16 protein-coding genes and 1 tRNA gene are annotated in these 21696 nt (G+C 71.9%); 13 read left to right on the top strand and 4 right to left on the bottom strand.

Annotation, left to right across the window (positions count from 1 at the left end; all coding sequences use genetic code 11):
• Window positions 1-62 precede the first annotated feature (62 nt).
• From LC193_RS04755 to LC193_RS04735, 5 genes are all read left to right on the top strand, one after another.
• Window positions 63-1556 (top strand): pyridoxal phosphate-dependent decarboxylase family protein, encoded by a 1494-nt coding sequence (locus LC193_RS04755; RefSeq protein WP_226071850.1) that lies wholly within the window; start codon window positions 63-65, stop codon window positions 1554-1556.
• Window positions 1553-2947, top strand: a complete 1395-nt coding sequence (locus LC193_RS04750) for a lysine N(6)-hydroxylase/L-ornithine N(5)-oxygenase family protein (protein ID WP_226071848.1) — start codon at window positions 1553-1555, stop codon at window positions 2945-2947. The genes LC193_RS04755 and LC193_RS04750 overlap by 4 nt, the downstream gene beginning before the upstream one ends.
• A 132-nt stretch (window positions 2948-3079) precedes the next feature.
• On the top strand, window positions 3080-4516 hold the full coding sequence (gene pyk, locus LC193_RS04745; RefSeq protein WP_226071846.1) for a pyruvate kinase: 1437 nt from the start codon (window positions 3080-3082) through the stop codon (window positions 4514-4516).
• A gap of 138 nt (window positions 4517-4654) precedes the next feature.
• The gene (locus LC193_RS04740) at window positions 4655-5782 is read left to right on the top strand and encodes a Gfo/Idh/MocA family protein (RefSeq protein ID WP_226071844.1); all 1128 of its coding nucleotides are present in this window, start codon (window positions 4655-4657) and stop codon (window positions 5780-5782) included.
• The gene (locus LC193_RS04735; RefSeq protein WP_226071841.1) at window positions 5779-6714 is read left to right on the top strand and encodes a DUF6807 domain-containing protein; all 936 of its coding nucleotides are present in this window, start codon (window positions 5779-5781) and stop codon (window positions 6712-6714) included. The genes LC193_RS04740 and LC193_RS04735 overlap by 4 nt, the downstream gene beginning before the upstream one ends.
• 22 nt (window positions 6715-6736) lie before the next feature.
• Here LC193_RS04735 and LC193_RS04730 read toward each other — a convergent pair whose 3' ends face one another.
• Window positions 6737-7516: a transcriptional regulator gene (locus tag LC193_RS04730; RefSeq protein ID WP_226071834.1), complete on the bottom strand. Its 780-nt coding sequence runs from the start codon at window positions 7514-7516 to the stop codon at window positions 6737-6739.
• A gap of 95 nt (window positions 7517-7611) precedes the next feature.
• Window positions 7612-7685, bottom strand: a tRNA-Leu gene (locus LC193_RS04725).
• A 99-nt stretch (window positions 7686-7784) separates the two neighbouring features.
• Here LC193_RS04725 and LC193_RS04720 point away from each other — a divergent pair.
• The 6 genes from LC193_RS04720 to LC193_RS04695 all read left to right on the top strand — a co-directional run bounded on the left by LC193_RS04720 (window position 7785) and on the right by LC193_RS04695 (window position 14221).
• Window positions 7785-8456, top strand: coding sequence for an ANTAR domain-containing response regulator (locus tag LC193_RS04720; protein WP_226071832.1), 672 nt, complete (start codon window positions 7785-7787; stop codon window positions 8454-8456).
• 445 nt (window positions 8457-8901) lie between these two features.
• The gene (locus LC193_RS04715; RefSeq protein ID WP_226071830.1) at window positions 8902-10056 is read left to right on the top strand and encodes a branched-chain amino acid ABC transporter substrate-binding protein; all 1155 of its coding nucleotides are present in this window, start codon (window positions 8902-8904) and stop codon (window positions 10054-10056) included.
• A gap of 94 nt (window positions 10057-10150) precedes the next feature.
• Window positions 10151-11074 (top strand): branched-chain amino acid ABC transporter permease, encoded by a 924-nt coding sequence (locus LC193_RS04710; protein WP_226071829.1) that lies wholly within the window; start codon window positions 10151-10153, stop codon window positions 11072-11074.
• Window positions 11071-12525, top strand: coding sequence for a branched-chain amino acid ABC transporter permease (locus LC193_RS04705; RefSeq protein WP_226071825.1), 1455 nt, complete (start codon window positions 11071-11073; stop codon window positions 12523-12525). Before LC193_RS04710 ends, LC193_RS04705 begins: the two co-directional genes overlap by 4 nt.
• Window positions 12522-13436: an ABC transporter ATP-binding protein gene (locus LC193_RS04700; protein WP_226071824.1), complete on the top strand. Its 915-nt coding sequence runs from the start codon at window positions 12522-12524 to the stop codon at window positions 13434-13436. The genes LC193_RS04705 and LC193_RS04700 overlap by 4 nt, the downstream gene beginning before the upstream one ends.
• 2 nt (window positions 13437-13438) lie before the next feature.
• Window positions 13439-14221 (top strand): ABC transporter ATP-binding protein, encoded by a 783-nt coding sequence (locus LC193_RS04695; protein ID WP_226078481.1) that lies wholly within the window; start codon window positions 13439-13441, stop codon window positions 14219-14221.
• 22 nt (window positions 14222-14243) lie between these two features.
• On the opposite strand, the gene LC193_RS04690 is transcribed toward LC193_RS04695, so the two are convergent.
• Both LC193_RS04690 and LC193_RS04685 read right to left on the bottom strand, forming a co-directional pair.
• Complete coding sequence (locus LC193_RS04690) at window positions 14244-14747, bottom strand: PaaI family thioesterase (protein WP_226071823.1); 504 nt, start codon at window positions 14745-14747, stop codon at window positions 14244-14246.
• 22 nt (window positions 14748-14769) lie between these two features.
• The gene (locus LC193_RS04685; RefSeq protein ID WP_226071822.1) at window positions 14770-17049 is read right to left on the bottom strand and encodes an FdhF/YdeP family oxidoreductase; all 2280 of its coding nucleotides are present in this window, start codon (window positions 17047-17049) and stop codon (window positions 14770-14772) included.
• A gap of 59 nt (window positions 17050-17108) precedes the next feature.
• On the opposite strand from LC193_RS04685, the gene polA reads away from it, so the two are divergent.
• Both polA and LC193_RS04675 read left to right on the top strand, forming a co-directional pair.
• Window positions 17109-19814: a DNA polymerase I gene (polA, locus tag LC193_RS04680; RefSeq protein ID WP_226071821.1), complete on the top strand. Its 2706-nt coding sequence runs from the start codon at window positions 17109-17111 to the stop codon at window positions 19812-19814.
• A 130-nt stretch (window positions 19815-19944) separates the two neighbouring features.
• Entirely contained in the window at window positions 19945-21447 is a 1503-nt protein-coding gene (locus LC193_RS04675) for a lytic transglycosylase domain-containing protein (protein WP_226071819.1), read from the top strand.
• The last annotated feature ends 249 nt before the right edge of the window (window positions 21448-21696 follow it).

Genomic DNA, 21696 nt, shown 5'->3' with positions numbered 1-21696 from the left:
ACCCCGCGTAGCTTGAGCGCCGTCCCTGCCGCACGCGGTGCCCCCACACCGAAGGGTCCCCCATGCCCGTGCCCACCCCAGCCGACGCCGCCCGCCTCGCCGGCGCGGCCGCGGGCCCCCGCGCCCTGCGCCCCCTCCTCGACACCGTCCTCACCGCACTCGCCGAAGGCGCCGCCGCCCGCAGCGGCCCCCTGCCCGCCGGCGGACCCGACGCCGTCACCCGACGCCTCACCGAACTCATCGGCCCCACCCTCCCCACCCACGGCACCGGCCCCCACGACGCCCTCCGCACGCTCGTCACCGCACTCGCCGAAGGCGCCGCCGACCCCGCCGACCCCCACTGCGCCGCCCACCTGCACGCCCCGCCCCTCGCCGTCGCCGTCGCCGCCGACCTCGCCGCCGCGGCCCTCAACCCCTCCATGGACTCCTGGGACCAGGCACCCGCGGCCTCCGCGCTCGAACACCGACTGGCCCGTGACCTCGCCCGCCTCGTCCACCCCCAAGGCCCCGACCCCGACGCCCTCGTCACCACCGGCGGCACCGAGGCGAACCTCATCGCCGCACTGCTCGCCCGCGAGAACCTCCCTGCGCACCTCACCCTCATCTGCGGAGCCAACGCCCACCACAGCGTCCACCGCGCCGCCTGGCTCCTCGGCCTGCCCGCCCCCACCGTCCTGCCCACCCCCCGCGGACTCCTCGACCCCGCCGCCGTCCACCACGCCCTCACCACCCCGCGACCACCCCACCGGCCGCACGCGCCCCCCGCCCTCGTCATCGCCACCGCGGGCACCACCGACAGCGGCGCCATCGACCCGCTGCACCCGATCGCCGACATCGTCGCCGCCCACCGCCCCCACCGGCCCACCGCACTCCACGTCGACGCCGCCTACGGCGGCCCCCTCCTGCTCAGCCCCACCCACCGCGCCAAGCTCACCGGCCTCGACCGCGCCGACACCGTCACCCTCGACCTGCACAAACTCGGCTGGCAGCCCGTCGCCGCCGGACTCCTCACCACCCCCGACCGCGCCGCCCTCACCCCCCTCGCCCAACGCGCCGACTACCTCAACGCCGAGGACGACACACAAGCCGGCCTCCCCGACCTCCTCGGCCGCTCCCTGCGCACCACCCGCCGCCCCGACATCCTCAAGATCGCCGCCACCCTGCGCGCCCTGGGCACGAGCGGACTCGCCGAACTCGTCGACCGCACCTGCCGCGCCGCGGCCGACCTCGCCGACCTCGTCGCCGCGGAACCACGCCTCACCCTCCACGCGCCGCCCACCATCAGCACCGTCCTCTTCCGCCCGGCCGGCGCCACCGACCAGCACGTGGCGGCCGTCCGCCGGCGCCTGCTCACCGAGGGCCGCGCCGTCCTCGGGCGCGCACGCGCGCACGGCCCCGACGGACGCCCCGCCCTGTGGCTCAAGGCCACCCTGCTCAACCCCTTCGCCCAGCCGAACGACCTCGCCGCCCTCGTCAAACTCGTCCTCGACCAGGACCCCGAGCACGCCGACGACCGGCCCACGCACCGCCGTTCCCCCCAGGACACCCGCCCATGACACCCAGCCGCCCCCACCGCGTCCTCGACCTCGCCGGCATCGGCATCGGCCCCGCCAACCTGTCCCTCGCCGCCCTCGCCCAGCCCAGGGCCGACCTGCGCACGGCCTGGTACGAGCAACGCCCCGCGTTCCACTGGCACCCGGGACTCCTCATCGAGGGCACCACCCTCCAAGTCCCCTTCCTCGCCGACCTCGTCACCCTGGCCGACCCCACCAGCCCGTGGACCTTCCTCAACTACCTCCGCGCCCGCCAGCGCCTGTACCCCTTCTACTTCGCCGAACGCTTCCACACGCCGCGCGCCGAATACGACGCCTACTGCCGCTGGGTCAGCACCCACCTCGAAGGACTCCACTTCGACCACCGCGTCGACGCCGTCCACTGGGACCGGGAGGCGGCCGTCTTCACGCTCGACCACACCCGCCTCGGCACCGGCGCCACCGGCCGCACCCACGCCCGCAACCTCGTCGTCGGCATCGGCACCGCCCCCCACGTCCCCGGCGCCCTGCGCACCCTCGCCGACACCGCCACCGCGCCCGTCGTGCACTCCGCCGACTACCTGGACCACCGCGAACGCCTCCTCGCCGCCGACCACATCACCGTCGTCGGCTCGGGGCAGTCCGGCGCCGAGGTCTTCCTCGACCTGCTCCGCGCCCGCCCGGCCGGCCGCGAACGACTCCACTGGCTCACCCGCAGCCCCGCGTTCGCCCCCATGGAGTACAGCAAGCTCGGCCTCGAACACTTCACGCCCGACTACACCCGCTACTTCCACGGTCTCGGCGAACCCGTCCGCGACCACCTCACCGCCCGCCAGTGGCAGCTGTACAAGGCCATCGACGCCGGCACGCTCGCCGCCATCCACGACGAGCTGTACCGGCGGAGCATCACCGGCGGCTGGCCCGACACCACGCTCACCCCGGGCGTCACCGTCCGCGCCGCGCATTGCCGCGCCGAGGGCGGGCTCCTGCTGCACCTCGACCACGCCGAGCAGAGCACGACGTCCCACCTGCCCACCGGCGCGCTCGTCCTGGCCACCGGATACCGCGAACGCCCCCTCGCGCCGCTCCTGTCCGGCCTCGCCCCCCACCTGCGCCGCGACGCCGCCGGGCGCCACGAGGTCGACGACCGCTACCGGCTGGCACTCGACCCCTCGGTCACCGGGACCGTCTACGTGCAGAACGCCGAACGCCACACGCACGGCGTCGGCGCCCCCGACCTCGGACTCCTCGCCCACCGCAGCGCCGTGATCCTCAACCACCTGACGGGCCGTGACTGCTACCCGCTGCCCGAGCGCACCGCTTTCACCACCTTCGGCCTGAATACCACCGGCGCGCGCGCCGTCGCGGAACGACGTTTCGCCGCGGAAGGCACCGGGCAGATAAGCCCTCGATAAGGCCCCGCCGAAAAGCTCAAAGGAGCAGGCGCCCGCTCATTGCGAGAGTTGTGGGACTCTCTTTAATTTCCCGCCGTTGCGTGGTTACTTCCGGATGACTCTCTACTGGTTGGTAACTCCTAAGGTTGGGCCATGCGCCGAGCGAAAATTGTCTGCACACTTGGTCCCGCCACCGACTCATATGAGCGCATTGCCGCGCTGGTGGAGGCGGGAATGGACGTGGCCAGGCTCAACCTCAGCCATGGCGCCCACCGTGAGCACGAGCTGCGCTACCAGCGGGTCCGCCGCGCCGCCACGGAATGGGGACGCAGCGTCGGAATTCTGGCCGACCTCCAGGGACCCAAGATTCGCCTCGGCAGCTTCAAGGAAGGCCCGGTCCTCCTCGAACCCGGCGACGAATTCACCATCACCACGGAAGACGTCACCGGTGACCAGCACCACTGCGGCACCACCTACCCCGGCCTCGCCGGCGACGTCGTCCCCGGCGAGCGCATCCTCGTCGACGACGGCCGCGTCGCCCTCGAAGTCGTCGCCGTCGACGGCCCCCGCGTCCGCACCCGCGTCGTCGAAGGCGGTCTGGTCTCCGACCACAAGGGCCTCAACCTCCCCGGCGTCGCCGTCTCCGTGCCCGCCCTGTCCACCAAGGACATCGACGACCTGCGCTGGGCCCTGCGCACCGGCGTCGACATCATCGCCCTCTCGTTCGTGCGCAGCGGCGACGACATCAAGGACGTCCACCGCGTCATGGCCGAGGAAGGGCGCTTCCTCCCCGTCATCGCCAAGATCGAGAAGCCGCAGGCCGAGGCCAACCTCCAGGACATCGTCGACGCCTTCGACGGCATCATGGTCGCCCGCGGCGACCTCGGCGTCGAAGTCCCCCTCGAAGCCGTCCCGCTCGTCCAGAAGCGCGCCGTCAAACTCGCCAAGCGCAACGCCAAGCCCGTCATCGTCGCCACCCAGATGCTCGACTCCATGATCGAGTCGTCCCGCCCCACCCGCGCCGAGGCGTCCGACGTCGCCAACGCCGTCATGGACGGCACGGACGCCGTCATGCTCTCCGGCGAGACCAGCGTCGGCAGGTACCCGGTCGAGACCGTCCGCACCATGAGCCGCATCGTCGCCGCCTCCGAGGAGGACCTGCTCTCCCGGGGCCTCCCGCCGCTCGCCCAGGGCGGCAAGCCGCGCACCCAGGGCGGCGCGGTCGCCCGGGCCGCCGCCGAGATCGGCGACTTCCTCGACGCGAAGCTCCTCGTCGCCTTCACCCAGAGCGGCGACACCGCGCGCCGGCTCTCCCGCTACCGCTCGCCCATCCCCGTGGTCGCGTTCACCCCCGACCCCGCCACCCACGCCCAACTCACCCTCACCTGGGGAGTCGAGACCTACCTGGTGCCCACCGTCAGCACCACCGACGACATGGTGGCCCAGATGGACGAGCAACTCCTGCGCATCGGCCGCTGCCGCAAGGGCGACACCGTGGTCATGACCGCGGGCTCGCCGCCCGCCACCCCGGGCACCACCAACCTGGTGCGCGTGCACCGCGTCGGCGAGGACGACGCGCCACAGCACTGACAACCCGGTGGACCGCGGGCACCACGGGCGGCCCGGCCGCCCGTGGTGCCCTTGTCACGCCGAACAGCGACATGGTTGGCTGACCGCACGAAAGCGCTTACTCTCGCGCGCCGCCACACCAGCCAGGAGTCGCACCACATGGCTGCACGCCGCATCAGGGCCGCCGTCGTCGGGACAGGCGCCATCGTCACGCACGGCCACCTGCCGGCCCTCGCCGCCCACGCGGCGGACGCCGAACTCGTCGCCGCCGTCGACATCGACACCGCCCGCCTCGACGCCTTCCGCGAACACACCGCCACCGTCGACGGCATCGGCACCCCCGCCGGATACACCGACCTCGGCGCCATGCTCGACACCGAACGGCCCGACCTGGTCATCCTCGGCACGCCACCGGCCCTCCACCGCGAACAGGCCCTCGCCGCCCTGCGCGCCGGCGCCTGGGTGTGGTGCGAGAAACCCCTCTGCCTGTCCCTCGCCGAGTTCGACGAGATCTCGGCGGCCGAACGCGACGGCGGCCCCTACCTGGCCGTCGTCGCCCAGCACCGCTACGGCTCGGGCACCGAGCACGCCCGCGCACTCCTCGACAGCGGCGCCCTCGGCACGCCCCTCGTCGCCCACTGCCAGACCACGTGGTACCGCGACGACGCCTACTACGGCGTGCCCTGGCGCGGACGCTGGAGCAGCGAAGGCGGCGGCCCCACCATGGGGCACGGCATCCACCAGACCGACCTGCTCCTCCACCTCCTCGGCGACTGGACCGAGATCCGCGCCATGGCCGCCCGCCTCGTCCACGACATCGAGAGCGAGGACGTCTCCACCGCCCTGGTGCGCTTCGCGGGCGGCACCATGGCCACCGTGGTCAACAGCGTTCTGTCCCCCGACCAGGTCAGCCGCATCCGCATCGACTGCGCCGACGCCACCGTCGAACTCACCCACCTCTACGGCCACAGCAACGCGGACTGGCGCTACACCCCGCGCCCCGGCCTCGACGACGACGCCCGCGTCACCCGCTGGCGGACCCCGGCCGCCGACCGGCCCAGCTCGCACACAGCCCAACTCGCCGGCGTGCTCGACGCCCTGCGGGCCGGCACCAGGCCCCCCGGCAGCGGAACGGACGCCCGCCGCTCCCTCGAATTCAACGCCGCTCTCTACAAGGCCGCCTTCACCGGCCTCCCCGTCCGCGCGGGGGAGATCACCGAGAACGACCCCTACTACCGGGCCATGCACGGCAACCACCCCGACTGGGCACCCAAGGAGACGCAGTGACCGCACGACTCACCGTTGTCCACACCGTCGGTGAACGCGTGGCCGTCCACGCCGACGGCACCGAGATCCTGTCGTACGTGCACCGCCCCGACCCCGAACCGTACGAATCCCGCAAGCCCTACGCCCACCCGGTGCGCACCCTCGCGGGGAACCTCGTCACCGGCTACCGGCCCAACGACCACCGCTGGCACAAGGGCATCCAGATGACCGCCAGCCACCTGTCGGAGCAGAACTTCTGGGGCGGCAACTCCTACCTGACCGGCAAGGGGTACCAGCGCGTGCCCGAACGCGTCGGCCGGATGCGCCACGACGGATTCACCCGCATCGACGCCACGGACGACCGGGTCGACCTGGCGGAGGACCTCACCTGGATCAGCCACGGCGAAGAGGAATGGGCCCGCGAGGAACGCACCCTCGCCGTCCACTCCGTGCGCCCCGCCGACGGTGCGTGGGCCCTGGACTGGACGATCAGACTCACCAACATCCGGGCGGAACCCCTGCACTTCGGCAGCCCCACCACCGCGGGCCGGGAGATGGCCGGCTACACCGGTCTCCACTGGCGGGGCCCGCGGGACTTCACCGACGGGCAGATCCTGACACCCGCGGGGCCCGCGACCGACCGGGACACCATGGGCACCCCCGCGGCCGACGTCCCCTGGATCGCCTTCACCACCGAGCACGACGACATCGACGCCCACTCCACCCTCGTGTTCGCCCACGCCCCGGAGAACTCCGGCCCGGCCGCCGTCCACCCCTCGCACTGGTTCGTGCGCTCGGCCTCCACCCCCACCGTCGCCTTCTCCTGGGCGTTCTTCGAGGAGTTCGAACTCGCCCCCCGCGCCTCCTTCTTCTACCGGTACCGCGTGGTCGTCGCCGACGGGGCCTGGGACGCCGCGCGCGTCGGCCAGTACCTGGACGGCCTGGGCTGGTAGCGCCCGCCCCCCTTCCCGGAGCTCAGAACTTCGGGCCGACATGGCGGTCCATGAGGGCCACGGAGTCCCGCCGCGCGACGGAGACCGTCTGCGCGGCGCGGCTCTGCCGCAGGTGGGTCCAGGAGACCCCCAGGGCGTCGAGAGCCGCTGTGCACAGGTCGATGATGTCCGCGGAGGTATTGGTGAAGAAGTACCGCGGATACTCGTACCTCTTGCGCTGCCCGCCGACGAGGCGGGTCGTCCAGTTCACGACGCGGCAGCCGTCGGAGTGCACCAGCCCGCGCACGAACGCCCACCCGTGCTCGTCCACGATCTCCCGTTGCCACGGCGCGAGCACGATCGGCCGCTCGTGCTTCCTGCCCGGCCCGTGCTGGGGAAAGAGGCACGGCCAGTGGTTGCTCGATGAGGTGACCATGACGCATCCCTCCTTGCGCACCAGGCGGACCGCGTTGTCGGGCCGCACGGCGCGCACGGCACGTGTGCACTCCTCCACCAGACCCGGCCACGCCTCGGCGCAGGCGATTCTGAGGGTGAACGTGCGCGGCGCCCGGCTGATGCATCCGTCGCCGAGGTAGAGGCCCAGGAGGTAGGCGTAGGCCGCCGGTTCCTCCGGAAGCCTGGGCGGGGCAGCGCAGCGCGGGCAGCGTGCCCGGTCGGTCATGGGGCGGTCGCGGCGCTGCCAGTCACGGATGGTCGCGCGCGAGACACCGGTCCTACGGCTGACGGCACTCTGGCTGAGCCCCTGGCCGATGAGCGACAGTACGAGGTCGCGAGTGGAGAGGTCGTACACACGCCTCAGCATGAATACGAACACGCCGCCCCGGAGGAATGCGCAGCAGGTTCACCTGAACGAGTGAAGGTATAGCTGGGTGTCAGACCTGGCGATCGAAGGCAAAGTGCCCCGGGTGGGATTCGAACCCACACTGAATACCTTTTGAGGGTATCGTCTCTACCGATTGGACTACCGGAGCTCCTGTGTTCCGAAGGTCAGTGTAGCCCCTCGGCCCAGCAAGGGTAGCGCAGATAGGTACCCTCGTTCCTGGCCCTTCTGGCACGACACGAGGAGCATCGTGACCACCCCCGACGTCCCCGACGAACCCAACGCGGCGGAGCCCGCCGAGACCGCGGCCCACGTCCCGCCCCACACCACCCGTGTCGTCATCGCCGAGGACGAGGCACTGATTCGGCTCGACCTGAAAGAGATGCTGGAGGAGGAGGGGTACAGCGTCGTCGGAGAGGCGGGGGACGGGGAGCGCGCCGTCGAGCTGGCCCGTGAGCTGCGCCCCGACCTCGTCATCCTCGACGTGAAGATGCCGGTGATGGACGGCATCTCGGCCGCGGAGAAGATCGCCGGGGACAGCATCGCCCCGGTGCTGATGCTGACCGCCTTCTCGCAGCGCGAGCTGGTCGAACGGGCCAGGGACGCCGGCGCGATGGCCTACCTGGTGAAGCCGTTCAGCAAGAGCGACGTCGTGCCGGCGATCGAGATCGCCGTGTCCCGGTTCCACGAGCTGAGGACGCTCGCGGGCGAAGTCGCCGACCTCGCGCAGCGGCTGGAGACGCGCAAGCTCGTCGACCGGGCCAAGAGCGTGCTCCAGACCCAGTACGGGCTGACGGAGCCGGCCGCCTTCCGCTGGATCCAGAAGACGTCCATGGACCGCAGGCTGTCCATGCACCAGGTGGCCGAGGCCGTGATCCAGGACGCCGAGGAAAAACGCCAGAAGCAGCAGAAGCAGCAGTGAAAGCCGCTCCGAGGGCCGAGAAGAGGCAAGTGGTGCGGAAAGCCGCACATCGGCCGCGAGAGGCTGAAGTGGCGGACGCGGCATAAGGGGCGGCGGAAGCCGTGCGGGCGCGGCGAAGAGTTAATTCCCGGTAAATTCACCTTATAAGTGGCGAAGCGCGCCGGACCTGCGGGTCCGGCGCGCTTCTCTTGTGGTGGAAATGTCTGGTCCGGCTTGAGTGGATCTTGTCGGTATCGTCCGCTGACCGGTCGGTGGTGTTCTGTTTCCGGCATGTGGCGGAGGTCACGAGGCGATCACATCTGTTGCCGTGGTGTGTTCGCCAAGTCTGCGTGGCAATAGATTCCGCTGCACGCCGCACCGGTGTGCCCGAGCACATGCGAGCTGTGCGGTATCCACATGACTGGGCTCGCTCCAGGGGGTTTTCGAAGTGCTCAACAAGTCCATCGTGAGGCTCGCGATACCCGTCGCCGCCGGCGCACTTGTGCTCACTGCCTGCGGCAGTGACGACGGCGGCGACAGCGGCGGTGGCGGCACCACCTACAAGATCGCCTACCAGGGTCCGCTGTCCGGTCAGAACGTCGCGCTCGGCGAGAACATGGAAAAGGGCGTGCAGCTGGCCATCAACGAGGCCAACGAGAGCGGCGACTACGACTTCACCGTGGAGTACGTCGCGGCCGATGACCAGGGCACGGAGACGCAGGCCACCGCCGCCGCGCAGAGCGTGATCGACGACCCCGACGTCGTGGCCGTGGTGGGTCCCGCCTTCTCGGGTCCGGCGAACGTGGCGGCGCCGCTGTACGCGCAGGCCATGCTGCCCGCGGTGAGCGCGTCGGCGACGGACCCGACGCTGACGGAGGGCGGGAAGTTCGCGACGTTCCTGCGCGCGGTGCCCAACGACAATGCGCAGGGTCTGGCGATGGCGGACTTCCTGGCCGCGCAGGACGGTGTCGAGCAGGTCATGGTCGTCGACGACGTGACGCCGTACGGCGAGGGGCTCGCCGAGGTGGCCGAGTCGGAGCTGACCGCGGCGGGGCTCTCGGTGGAGCGGCAGAGCGTGCCGGCCGACACCGTGGACTACGGCGGTGCGGCGCGCACGGTGACGGAATCCGGTGTCGACGCGCTGATCTACGCGGGTTACTACGAGGCGCTGGCGCCGTTCGCGACGCGCCTGGCCGAGGCGGGCTACGAGGGCATCGGGATCTCGGGCGACGGCTCGAACGACGACGAGCTGATCAACCTCGGGGGCGGCGCGGTGGAGGGCTGGTATCTGACCTGCCCGTGCACCGAGCCCACGGCGAACGAGGCGACCGCGGCGTTCGCGGAGGCGTACGAGTCGGAGTTCGGCCTGCCGCCCGGCACGTACTCGGCCGAGCACTACGACGTGACGAACATGATCATCGAGGAAATCGCAGGACTGGGCGGCGACGTGAGCCGCGAGGCGCTGCACCGGAATCTCGCGGAGAACGAGTACGAGGGGCTCACCAAGACGTTCGCGTTCGACGAGAACGGTGAGTTCACGAACACGGCGATCTTCATGTACCAGGTCGAGGGCGGGGCGCGCGCCTACCTCGGCGGCATCGACGAGCTGGTCGGGGGCTGAGTCCGCCCGGGTTTGCGGGGACGGGCGCGGCTCTTTCCCTTCCCCGCAGGCCGGCCGGCTGATCGCTGTTCGTTCCCACGAGGAAGTCAGTTCCATGTCGCTTTCCGATATCTGGGACGTTCTCGTCCTGGGTGTGGTGCTCGGCTCGTTGTATGCCGTGATCGCCATTGGCTACACACTCGTCTACGGTGTCCTCCAGCTGCTGAACTTCGCGCACAGCGAGGTCTTCATGGCGGGGGGTTTCGGGGGCGTGATCGCCCTCACGCTTTTCGAACCGCCTGTCGATCCGTCGGGGTTCCAGTCGTTGCTCTACGTGCTCATCGGGATTCTCGGTGGGGCTCTGCTCGGTGGTGCTGTGGCCTTCGGGCTCGAACGGGCCGCTTATCGGCCGTTGCGGAGGAGGAACGCCTCCCGGCTGATCTTCCTGATCACGGCGATCGGCGCGTCGTTCTTCCTGTACAACCTGGCGGGCAAGCTGTTCGGGCGCTATCCGATGCCCATGCCGACGATGTACGAGAACCGGCAGCTCTTCGAGGTCTTCGGTACCTCGGTGAGTGTGACGCAGCTGCTGATCGTGGTGGCGGCGGTGGTGATGCTGGTGACGGTGGACTTCGCGGTGAACCGCACGAAGATGGGTTCCGGTATCCGGGCGGTCGCGCAGGACCCCGAGGTGGCGTCGCTGATGGGCGTCGACATCGACAAGGTGGTGTCGCGGACGTTCGTGCTCGGCGGGGTGATGGGCGGTGTGGCCGGTTTCCTCTTCGGTACGAATTTGCAGGTGGAGTACACGATGGGCTTCCTGCCGGGGATCACGGCGTTCGCTGCCGCGGTGCTCGGCGGTATCGGCAATGTGCGGGGCGCGATGCTCGGTGGGCTGACGCTCGGCGTGGTCGAGGCGTTCACGGTGGAGCTGTTCGGTGACGCCTGGCGTTACGCGGGTGCCTTCGCGGTGCTGGTCCTGGTGCTGATGTTCCGCCCGACGGGCATTCTCGGTGAGCGTGTGGGGAGGGCGGCATGAGTCTCGGGGTCACGGCGCGCAAGAAGCCTTCGGCGGCGAGGTTGCGGCAGCGTGCCTGGTATCAGCAGCCGCGGTGGAAGCGGTTGCTCGCCCTGGTGGTCACGGCGCTGCTGCTGGCGCAGGTGACGGGTGAGCAGGGGACGCGCGGGGATCTGTTCTCCGCGATCGAGGCGAACTTCACTGGTGGCGCGGTGTGGGGCTGGCTGGGCCTGGCGCTGGTGATCTGGCTGGTGCGCGAGTTCGGGCACGAGGTGATCGGCCGGTACGCGGCGCGGGTGAGGCAGGAGGCGGGGCGTCCCGCGGGGCGGGCGGCGGACCTGGCGCCTGCCGGCGGGTTCTCGCCGGCGGCGGCGCCGGTGTGGCTGCCGGCGCTCGTGGTGCGCGCGGCGCGGCTGTGCTCGGACGTGGTGCGTGGGCAGCGGTTGTACCGGTGGGGTTCGATGGCGGCGCTGCTCGGGCTGCTGATCGTGCTGCCGCTGCTGGTGTCGACGTTCTGGCAGCAGGTGATGGTGGACCAGATCGGCATGTTCGTGCTGGTGGCCATCGGGCTGAACGTGGTGGTCGGCTGGGCCGGGATGCTGGACCTGGGGTTCATCGCGTTCTTCGCGATCGGCGCGTACAGCGCGGCGTTCTGGACGGGTGGTCTGCCGGTGGAGCCGCCGGTGGAGTTGAACAACTTCCTGGTGATCCCGCTTGCGGTGCTGACGTGCCTGGTCGCGGGTGTGCTGCTCGGGGCGCCGACGTTGCGGCTGCGGGGCGACTACCTGGCGATCGTGACGCTGGGCTTCCACGAGATCGTCTATCTGACGGCGAAGAACTGGACGGAGTTCACGGGCGGTTCGCGCGGTGCGCCGCAGCTGGACCGGTTCTCGGTGGATCTGGGGTTCTGGTCGTACCAGTGGGAGCTGGATCCGCGGCCGTACTACTGGCTCCAGTTGGCGTTCGTGGTCGTGGTGCTGCTGTTGTTCGTCCGGCTTGAGCATTCGCGGGTGGGCCGGGCGTGGACGGCGATCCGGGAGGACGAGGTCGCGGCGGCGTCGACGGGTGTGGACACGGTGCGGTTCAAGTTGCTCGCGTTCGCGATCGGCGCGTCGACGTCGGGGATCGCGGGGGTGATCTACGCGAGCAAGCTGGGGTTCATCAACCCGGAGATGTTCGTGCTGCTGCTCTCGGTGCTGGCGCTGTCGTACGTGGTGTTCGGCGGCATGGGTTCGATTCCGGGGGTGCTGCTGGGCACGGCGGTGCTGGTGTGGCTGCCGGAGTTCCTGCGGGACACGGTGGATCCGCAGGACAGGTACATGTATCTGGGCGGTCTGCTGGTGGTCATGATGATCTACCGGCCGCAGGGGCTGCTGCCGTCGCGGCGGCGGCAGCGTGAGCTGCGGATGGCGGAGGAGGGCTCGGGGGCTGCCGATGCCCTGGGCGCGCAGCCGGGAGGTGCGCAGCGATGACGACGGAGATGCTGGACGCGGCGGCGGGGGCGGGGCCCGCGTCGGACGATGTGCTGGACGCGTCGGGTGTGACGTTGCGCTTCGGCGGGTTGACGAGCCTGGACGGGGTGGCCCTGCGGATGGCGCGCGGGGAGATCCTGGCGGTGATCGGGCCGAACGGGGCGGGCAAGACCTCGCTGTTCAACTCGTTGACGGGGGCGTACGTCCCGCAGGAGGGGCGGATCGCGTTCCGGCCGCGCGCCGGGGGCGAGCACGAGTTGCGGGGGCGCAAGCCGCACCGGACGAGCCGTCTCGGGGTGGCGCGGACGTTCCAGAACATCCGGCTGTTCGGGGCGTTGACGGTGCTGGAGAACGTGAAGGTCGCGGTGGAGACGCGGCAGCGGACGGACGCCGTCTCGATCATGCTGGGGTTGCCGAACGCGCGCAGGGACGAGCGGGAGAGCGACAGGAAGGCGCACGAGGTGCTGTCGTTCGTGGGGCTCGAACACCGCATGAACGAGCTGGCCTCGTCGTTGAGCTACGGCGAGCAGCGGCGTCTGGAGATCGCGCGGGCACTGGCGACGGCGCCGGAGTTGCTGCTGCTCGACGAGCCGGCGGCGGGGACGAATCCGACGGAGAAGCGGGATCTGGAGGTGCTGATCCGGCGGATCAACCGGGAGCTGGCGGTGAGCGTGCTGCTGATCGAGCACGACATGCGGCTGGTGATGTCGGTGGCGGACCGGGTGGTGGTGCTGAACTTCGGGCGGAAGATTGCCGAGGGCACGCCGGCGTCGGTGCAGCGGGATCCGGCGGTGATCGAGGCCTACTTGGGCGCGTCGGCCGAGGACGAGCGCGCGGCGGTGGCCGGGGCGGTCGCGGAGCGGCCGGGCCATGAGGCGGGCGGCGCGGACGAGAAGGAGGAGCGGGCGTGAGCGTGGACGTGGACAAGGGCCTCGGTGGCGCGCCGGGGGCGGCGGACGCGGCTCCCGCGCTGCTCGAACTGCGTGATCTGCACGTGTTCTACGGGGCGATCGAGGCGCTGAAGGGCGTGAGCCTGTCGGTGGCGGAGGGCGAGGTCGTCGCGCTGCTGGGGGCGAACGGGGCGGGCAAGTCGACGACGTTGAAGGCGGCGTCCGGCATGCTGGCGCCGCGTTCCGGTGAGGTGCGCCTGCGCGGCGAGCGGGTCGACGGCATCAAGTCGCACGAGCTGGTGCGGTTCGGCATCGGGCATGTGCCGGAGGGGCGGCGGGTGTTCGCCCGGATGACGGTGCTCGACAACCTGAAGATGGGGGCGTACCGGCTGAAGCGGCCGGATCCGGCGGATCTGGAGCGGGTGTTCTCGCTGTTCCCCGTGCTGGCGCAGCGGCGCAAGCAGGTGAGCGGGACGCTGTCGGGCGGCGAGCAGCAGATGCTGGCGATCGGCCGGGCGTTGATGGGCAAGCCCGAGCTGCTGCTGCTCGACGAGCCGTCGATGGGGCTCGCGCCGCTGATCGTGCGGCAGATCTTCGAGATCCTGCGGGAGATCAACGAGCAGGGCACGACGTTGCTGCTGGTGGAGCAGAACGCTTCGCAGGCGCTCCAGTTGGCGGACCGGGGCTATGTGCTGGAGACGGGTGAGGTGGTGATGTCGGACGAGGCGTCGGTGCTGCTCTCCGACCCGCGGGTGCGCGCGGCCTACCTGGGTGAGGTGGCCGAGGACGGCGCTTCCGGGGAATGAATGAGGGGCCCGGGGGCCCGGGTCAGGGGGTGGGGGTCTCCGTCGTCGTGCGCTCCGCCGTCTGCTGCTGGCCGGCGGTGGGGCGCAGGGCGCAGGTGAGGCGTGCGGTGCAGACGCGCTTGCCGTGCTCGTCGGTGATGGTCACGTCGTAGGTGGCGGAGGTGCGGCCGGTGTGCGCGGGGGTGGCGACGCCGGTGACGGTGCCGGAGCGCACGGCGCGGTGGTGGGTGCAGTTGAGGTCGACGCCGACGGCGATCTTGCTGGGGCCGGCGTGGAGCATGGCGCCGATGGAGGCGAGGGTTTCGGCGAGTGCCGCGGAGGCGCCGCCGTGCAGGAGTCCGTAGGGCTGGGTGTTGCCTTCGACGGGCAGGGTGCCGACGACCTTGTGCGGTGCGGCCTCGACGATGCGGATGCCGAGGCGTTCGCCGAGGAGGCCCGCGGAGAACAGGGCGGGCAGGTCGATGCCGACGCCGCTCCACTGGTCGAGGACGTCGGCGGGGAAGCGGGTGCTGGTGTGCTCGGCCATGGGCAGGTTCTATCAGGTGGGTTCAGGCGCCGGCGCTGGGGGTCAGCCGCACGACGAGGGATTTGCTCGCGGGGGTGTTGCTGGTGTCCGCGGTGGCGTCGAGGGGGACGAGGACGTTGGTCTCGGGGTAGTAGGCGGCGGCGCAGCCGCGGGCGGTGGGGTAGTGGACGACGCGGAAGCCGGGGGCGGTGCGTTCGGTGCCGTCGGTCCATTCGCTGGTGAGGTCGGCGTGGCTGCCGTCGGGGAGGCCGAGGTCGCGGGCGTCCTCGGGGTGGACGAGGACGACGCGCCGGCCGCCGGTGATGCCGCGGTAGCGGTCGTCGAGGCCGTAGATGGTGGTGTTGTACTGGTCGTGGGAGCGGAGGGTCTGGAGCAGCAGCCGGCCGGGGGGCGCCTTCGGCCAGGTGACGGGTCCCGCGCTGAAGTTGGCCTTGCCGGTGGCGGTGGGGAAGTGCCGCGCGTCGCGGGGGGCGTGGGGGAGCGCGAAGCCGCCTGGCCTGGCGACGCGGGTCTCGAAGTCCTCGAAGCCGGGGACGACGCGGGCGATGCGGGCGCGCACGAGGCGGTAGTCGCGTTCGAAGTCGGTCCAGGGGGCGACGCGGTTCCCGCCGAGGACGCGGTGGGCGAGGCGGCAGACGATGGCGGTCTCGGAGAGCAGGTGGGGGCTCGCGGGTTCGAGGCGGCCGCGTGAGGCGTGGACCACGCCCATGGAGTCCTCGACGGTGACGAACTGGTCGCCTGTGGCCTGGCGGTCGCGTTCCGTGCGGCCGAGGGTGGGGAGGATGAGGGCGCGGGCGCCGGTCACGCAGTGGGAGCGGTTGAGCTTGGTGGAGACGTGGACGGTGAGCCGGGCGCGGCGCATGGCGTCCTCGGTGACGGCGGTGTCGGGACTGGCCGCGACGAAGTTGCCGCCCATGGCGAAGAAGACGTCCGCCCGGCCGTCGCGCAGGGCGCGGATGGAGTCGACGACGTCGAGGCCGGGCCGGCGGGGCGGGGTGAAGCCGAACTCGTCGGCGAGGGCGTCGAGGAAGGCGGGCGCGGGGCGTTCGGTGATGCCCATGGTGCGGTCGCCCTGGACGTTGCTGTGGCCGCGGACGGGGCAGACGCCGGCGCCGGGGCGGCCCACGTTGCCGCGCAGCAGGAGGAAGTTGACTATCTCCTTGATGGTGGGCACGGCGTGCTTGTGCTGGGTGAGGCCCATGGCCCAGCAGACGATGACGCGGCGGGAGGCGATGACCATGTCGAGGGCGCGTTCGATGGCGTCGCGGGTGAGGCCGGTGGCGCGCCGGGTGTCCTCCCAGTCGGCGGCGCGGGCGGCGGTGGCGAGTGCGTCGTAGCCGGCGGTGTGGCGGTCGATGAACTCGGTGTCGACGGCGCCGCGGTCGATGAGGAGTTTGTTGAGGAGGCGGAAGAGCGCCTGGTCGCCGCCGAGTCTGATCTGGAGGAAGAGGTCGGTGAGGGGGGTGCCGCCGCCGGCGAGGCCGCGCGGGGTCTGCGGGTTCTTGAACCGTTCGAGGCCGGCTTCCGGCAGGGGGTTGACGGTGATGACGCGGGCGCCGGCCGCCTTGGCCTTTTCGAGCGCGGACAGCATGCGGGGGTGGTTGGTGCCGGGGTTCTGGCCGGCGACGATGATGAGGTCGGCGCGGTACAGGTCGTCGAGGAGGACGCTGCCCTTGCCGACGCCGAGGGTTTCGGTGAGCGCGGCGCCCGAGGACTCGTGGCACAGGTTGGAGCAGTCGGGCAGGTTGTTGGTGCCGTAGGCGCGGGCGAAGAGCTGGTAGAGGAACGCGGCCTCGTTGCTGGTGCGTCCCGAGGTGTAGAAGAGGGCGCGGTCGGGGTCGGGCAGGGCGCGGAGTTCCTCGGAGATGAGGTCGAACGCGCGGTCCCAGCCGATCGGCTCGTAGTGGTCGGCGCCCTCCGGCAGGTACATGGGGTGGGTGAGGCGGCCCTGCTGGCCGAGCCAGTAGCCGGAGCGGCCGGCGAGGTCGGTCACGGAGTGCTGGGCGAAGAAGGCGGGGGTGACGCGGCGGAGGGTGGCCTCCTCGGCGACGGCCTTGACGCCGTTCTCGCAGAATTCGGCGGTGTGCGGGCGGCCGGGGTCCGGCCAGGCGCAGCCGGGGCAGTCGAATCCGTCGGGCTGGTTGACGCGGAGCAGGGTGAGCGCGGTGCGGCGCACTCCCATCTGCCGGTGCGCGGCGCGCAGCGCGTGGGCGACGGCCGGTGCGCCGGCCGCCGCGCGGGCGGGGCCGGTGACGGTGGGCGCGTCCTGGACGGGGTCGGCTTCCGGCGGCTTGGCTGGCATGCCTGCGATCGTGCCACGGTCGGCGGGGACTGTCAGTGGTCCGTGGCAGGATCGGGTGCGTGGCTGAGAACGCATCGCAGACGACCACCGCTCCGCGCCTGCTCCTGCTGGACGGGCATTCCCTGGCCTACCGGGCTTTCTTCGCGCTGCCCGCGGAGAATTTCACGACCACGGCGGGCCAGCCGACGAACGCGATCTACGGCTTCATGTCGATGCTGGCGAACACGCTGCGCGACGAGGAGCCCACGCATCTCGCGGTCGCGTTCGACGTGTCGCGGGTGACGTGGCGCTCGGAGCGGTACGCGGACTACAAGGCGACGAGGTCGGCGACGCCGGACGAGTTCAAGGGGCAGGTCGAGCTGATCGGCGAGCTGCTCGACGCGATGCGGGTGCGGCGGTTCGCGGTGGCGGGCTACGAGGCGGACGACGTGATCGCGACGCTGGCGGCGCGGGCGGCCGACGAGGGGTTCCAGGTGTCGATCGTGACGGGGGACAGGGACGCGTTCCAGCTGGTGAGCGACGCGGTGACGGTGCTGTACCCGACGAAGGGCGTGTCGGAGCTGACGCGGTTCACGCCGGAGAAGGTGGCGGAGAAGTACGGCCTCCCGCCGGGCAGGTACCCGGACTTCGCCGCGCTGCGCGGGGACCCGTCGGACAATCTGCCGGGTATCCCGGGGGTGGGGGAGAAGACGGCGGCCAAGTGGATCAACCAGTTCGGTTCGCTGGACGAGCTGGTGGCGCGGGCGGACGAGGTGAAGGGGAAGGCGGGGGAGAACCTGCGGGCGCACCTGGAGTCGGTCCGGCTGAACCGGGTGCTGACGGAGCTGGCCAGGGACGTGGAGCTGGGCTGCGGGCCGGCGGAGCTGGCGCGTGAGCCGTACGACACGGACGCGGTGACGGTGCTGCTCGACGCGCTGGAGTTCCGCAACCGGAATCTGCGGGAGCGGCTGTTCGCGGTGGACCCGGCGGCGCGGGAGGAGCCCGCGGTGGCCGACGGGCCCGAGATCCGGGGGGTGGTGCTGGGCGCGGGCGGGCTCGGGCCGTGGCTCGCGGAGCACGGGGCGGCGGGGGAGCCGCTGGGCATGGCGACGCTGGACGAGTGGAAGCTGGGGGCGGGCGGGGTGCACGCGGTCGCGCTCGCGACGGGCGCGGGCGACGCCGCGTGGTTCGATCCGGCGGCGCTCGACGAGGCGGACGAGCGGGCGTTCGCGGACTGGGCCCGCGACCCGGGGCGGCCGAAGGTCGTGCACGGCGCGAAGGGCGTGCAGCGGGTGTTCGGCGAGCACGGCTGGCGGGTCGAGGGGGTCGTGATGGACACGGCGCTGGCGGCCTACCTGGTGCAGCCGGGGCGCAGGTCGTTCGCGCTCGACGGGCTGAGCGTGGAGTTCCTGGGGCGGGAGCTGGAGCGTCCCGCGGACGACAGCGGTCAGTTGGCGTTCGGCGCGGACGACGCGGCGCAGGCGGACGCGCTGATGCGGCAGGCCCGCACGGTGCTCGACCTGGGGGAGCAGTTCCGGGAGCGGCTGGCCGACGTGGGGGCGGCGGAGCTGCTGGACGACCTCGAACTGCCGACGTCGGCGCTGCTGGCCCGCATGGAGCGGGCCGGGATCGCCGCGGACCGGGCCTGGCTTGAGCGGCTGGAGCAGCAGTTCGCCGCGGCGGTGCAGCAGGCGGTGTCGGAGGCGCACGCCTCGGTGGGGCACGAGTTCAACCTCGGGTCGCCCAAGCAGCTCCAGGAGGTGCTGTTCGTCGAGCTGGGGCTGCCCAGGACGAAGAAGACGAAGACCGGCCACACGACGGACGCGGACGCGCTGGCGTGGCTGGCGGAGCGGACCGAGCACGAGCTGCCGGTGATCATGCTGCGGCACCGGGAGCAGGCCAGGCTGCGCAGCACCGTCGAGGGGCTGATCAAGGCCATCGCCGCGGACGGCCGCATCCACACGACGTTCCAGCAGACGGTGGCGGCCACGGGCCGGCTGTCGTCCACGGACCCCAACCTCCAGAACATCCCGGTGCGCACCGACGAGGGGCGCGCGATCCGCCGCGGGTTCGTGGTGGGCGAGGGCTACGAGTCGCTGATGACGGCGGACTACAGCCAGATCGAGCTGCGGGTGATGGCGCACCTGTCGGAGGACGCCGGGCTGATCGAGGCGTTCACCTCGGGCGAGGACCTGCATACGACGGTCGCCTCGCAGGTGTTCGGCGTGGGCACGTCCGAGGTCGACGCGGAGATGCGGCGCAAGATCAAGGCGATGAGCTACGGGCTCGCGTACGGGCTGTCCGCGTTCGGCCTCGCGCAGCAGCTCTCCGTGACGAACGAGGAGGCCACGGCGCTGATGCACACCTACTTCGAGCGCTTCGGCGGGGTGCGGGACTACCTTCAGCGCGTGGTGAAGGAGGCGACGAGCACCGGCTACACGCAGACGCTGCTTGGCCGCCGCAGGTACCTGCCCGATCTGGTGAGCGACAACCGCGCGCGGCAGCAGGTGGCCGAGCGGATGGCGCTGAACGCGCCGATCCAGGGCACGGCGGCCGACATCGTGAAGATCGCGATGCTGCGGGTGGGGGAGGCACTGGACCGGGAGGGCCTGCGGTCGCGGATGCTGCTCCAGGTGCACGACGAGATCGTGCTCGAAGTGCCGGCGGGGGAGCGCGAGCAGGTGGAGGAGCTGGTGCGGCGCGAGATGACGGGCGCGGTCTCCTTGCGCGCCCCGCTGGATGTGTCGGTCGGCTGGGGCGACACCTGGGAGTCCGCGATGCACTGAGGCGGAACGTCCCGGTTTCGCAACCGCCACATGGGCGTCACGAGCCCGTTCTGGTCCCGAACGGGCAGGTGTCGTACTGTCATTCCGGGTCGACGGACGACAGCGGTCCGCAGATGGAGGGGAAACGCGCGTGGCGTTGCGTATCGGCAGGTTCCGCAGGGGTATTTCGGGTTCGGCCATCGCGGCTGCCGCGATGGCCGCGCTGACCGCCTCGCAGGCGCCGGAGGTGCTCGGGGGCGAAGCCCCCGCCGCGCCCGAGCCGCCGGAGCGGCCGTCGGCCGCGGAAGCGCCGGACATCGGGCTGCCGGAGGACGGCCAGGGCAAGCCGTACCACACGGACCTGCCGCCGCTGGACACCTCGGGGCCCGGGCAGGGCGGGGGTGCCGACGCGATCGCCCGGGGGCCGGCGGAGGCGGGCATCCCCGCGACCGTGCTCGACGCCTACCGGCAGGCGGAGGCGACGCTGGCCCGTACCACGCCCGGCTGCAACCTGGAGTGGGAGCTGCTCGCCGCGATCGGCAAGGTCGAGTCGGGGCACGCGCGGGCCGGCGCGGTCGACGCGGACGGCACCACGCCGGACCCGATCCTCGGCCCCGTGCTGAACGGCGACGGGTTCGCCCGGATCCTCGACACGGACGACGGCCGGTGGGACGGGGACACGGTGTACGACCGCGCGGTCGGCCCGATGCAGTTCATCCCCTCCACGTGGGCCAGTTGGGGCGCGGACGGCAACGGTGACGGCCGGTCCGACCCGAACAACGTGTACGACGCCGCGCTCGCCGCCGGCGACTACCTGTGCGCCGCGAACCGCGACCTGTCGGTGTCCCCGCAGCTGGACCGGGCGCTGCTGAGCTACAACCAGTCCTGGGACTACGTGCGGACGGTCCGCTCCTGGCTCGACTACTACCGCCAGGGCGCGCACGAGGTGCCGGACGGCGAGGGCCGGCTGCCCTCGACGCCCGGGGCGGGCAACCCGCACCTGCCCGTCGGCGGCAAGGGCGGCGGCACGGGCACCGGCTCGGGTGCCGGCAGCGGTTCGGGGACCGGCAGCGGCACGGGCACGGGCACCGGCGGCGGGCCCGGCAAGGGGGAGGACCGGCCCGCACCGCCTCCGCCCGCCGAGTCGGACGGCGGGATCGAGTTCCCCCGGCCGGAGCAGCCGGAGCAGCCGGGTACCGAGGAGCCGGAGGAGCCGGGCACCGGGGAGCCGGAGGAGCCCGGCACGGAGGAGCCGGGCACCGAGGAGCCCCCGGAGTGCCCGACGGATCCGGAGGACCCCGGCACGGAGGACCCGGAGGAGCCCGGCACCGAGGAGCCCGGCACCGAGGAGCCCGGGGAGCCGGGTGAGCCGGACGGGACCGGCACGCCGGAGCCGAGCCCCACGCCGACGCCCGGCACCGACGGGCCCGAGGACCCGGAGACGCCCGAGGACCCGGAGGAGCCCGGCACGGGAGAGCCGGAGGAGCCCGGGGATCCCGAGGACCCCGACGCGTGCGGGGACCCGGAGGAGCCCGGCACCGAGGAGCCCGAGGAGCCGGGTACGGAGGAGCCGGAGGACCCGGAGGAGTCCGGCACGCCGAGCCCGCGCCCGACGGCCTCGGAGTCCGCCGCGCCCGCACGGCGCGACGGCTGACGGACCACTCCGCCGCCTGCCCCGGCCGGGGCAGGCGGCGCCGGGCAGGAGCGCGTCGTGGTGTCGCCGTGACGGTGCGCGGGGCGCGTCCGGGCCGCCGCGGCGGCGGGCGGGCGCCGGAATCGGCCCGATCCTGTCCCTCGTGGGGCGAAGCGCGCATTGACCGTGCTGGGATGCCCCCGTATGCTATAAGACGCGCTGCGGGCCTGCGCGCCTCGGACGGAGCAGGTCGCGCTCGCACTTGTTGTA

Origin of the sequence: Streptomyces marincola, from assembly GCF_020410765.1 — a bacterium.
Classification (GTDB): domain Bacteria; phylum Actinomycetota; class Actinomycetes; order Streptomycetales; family Streptomycetaceae; genus Streptomyces; species Streptomyces marincola.
Note: the sequence above shows the minus strand (reverse complement) of the source record. Positions and strands in the feature narration are given on the sequence as shown.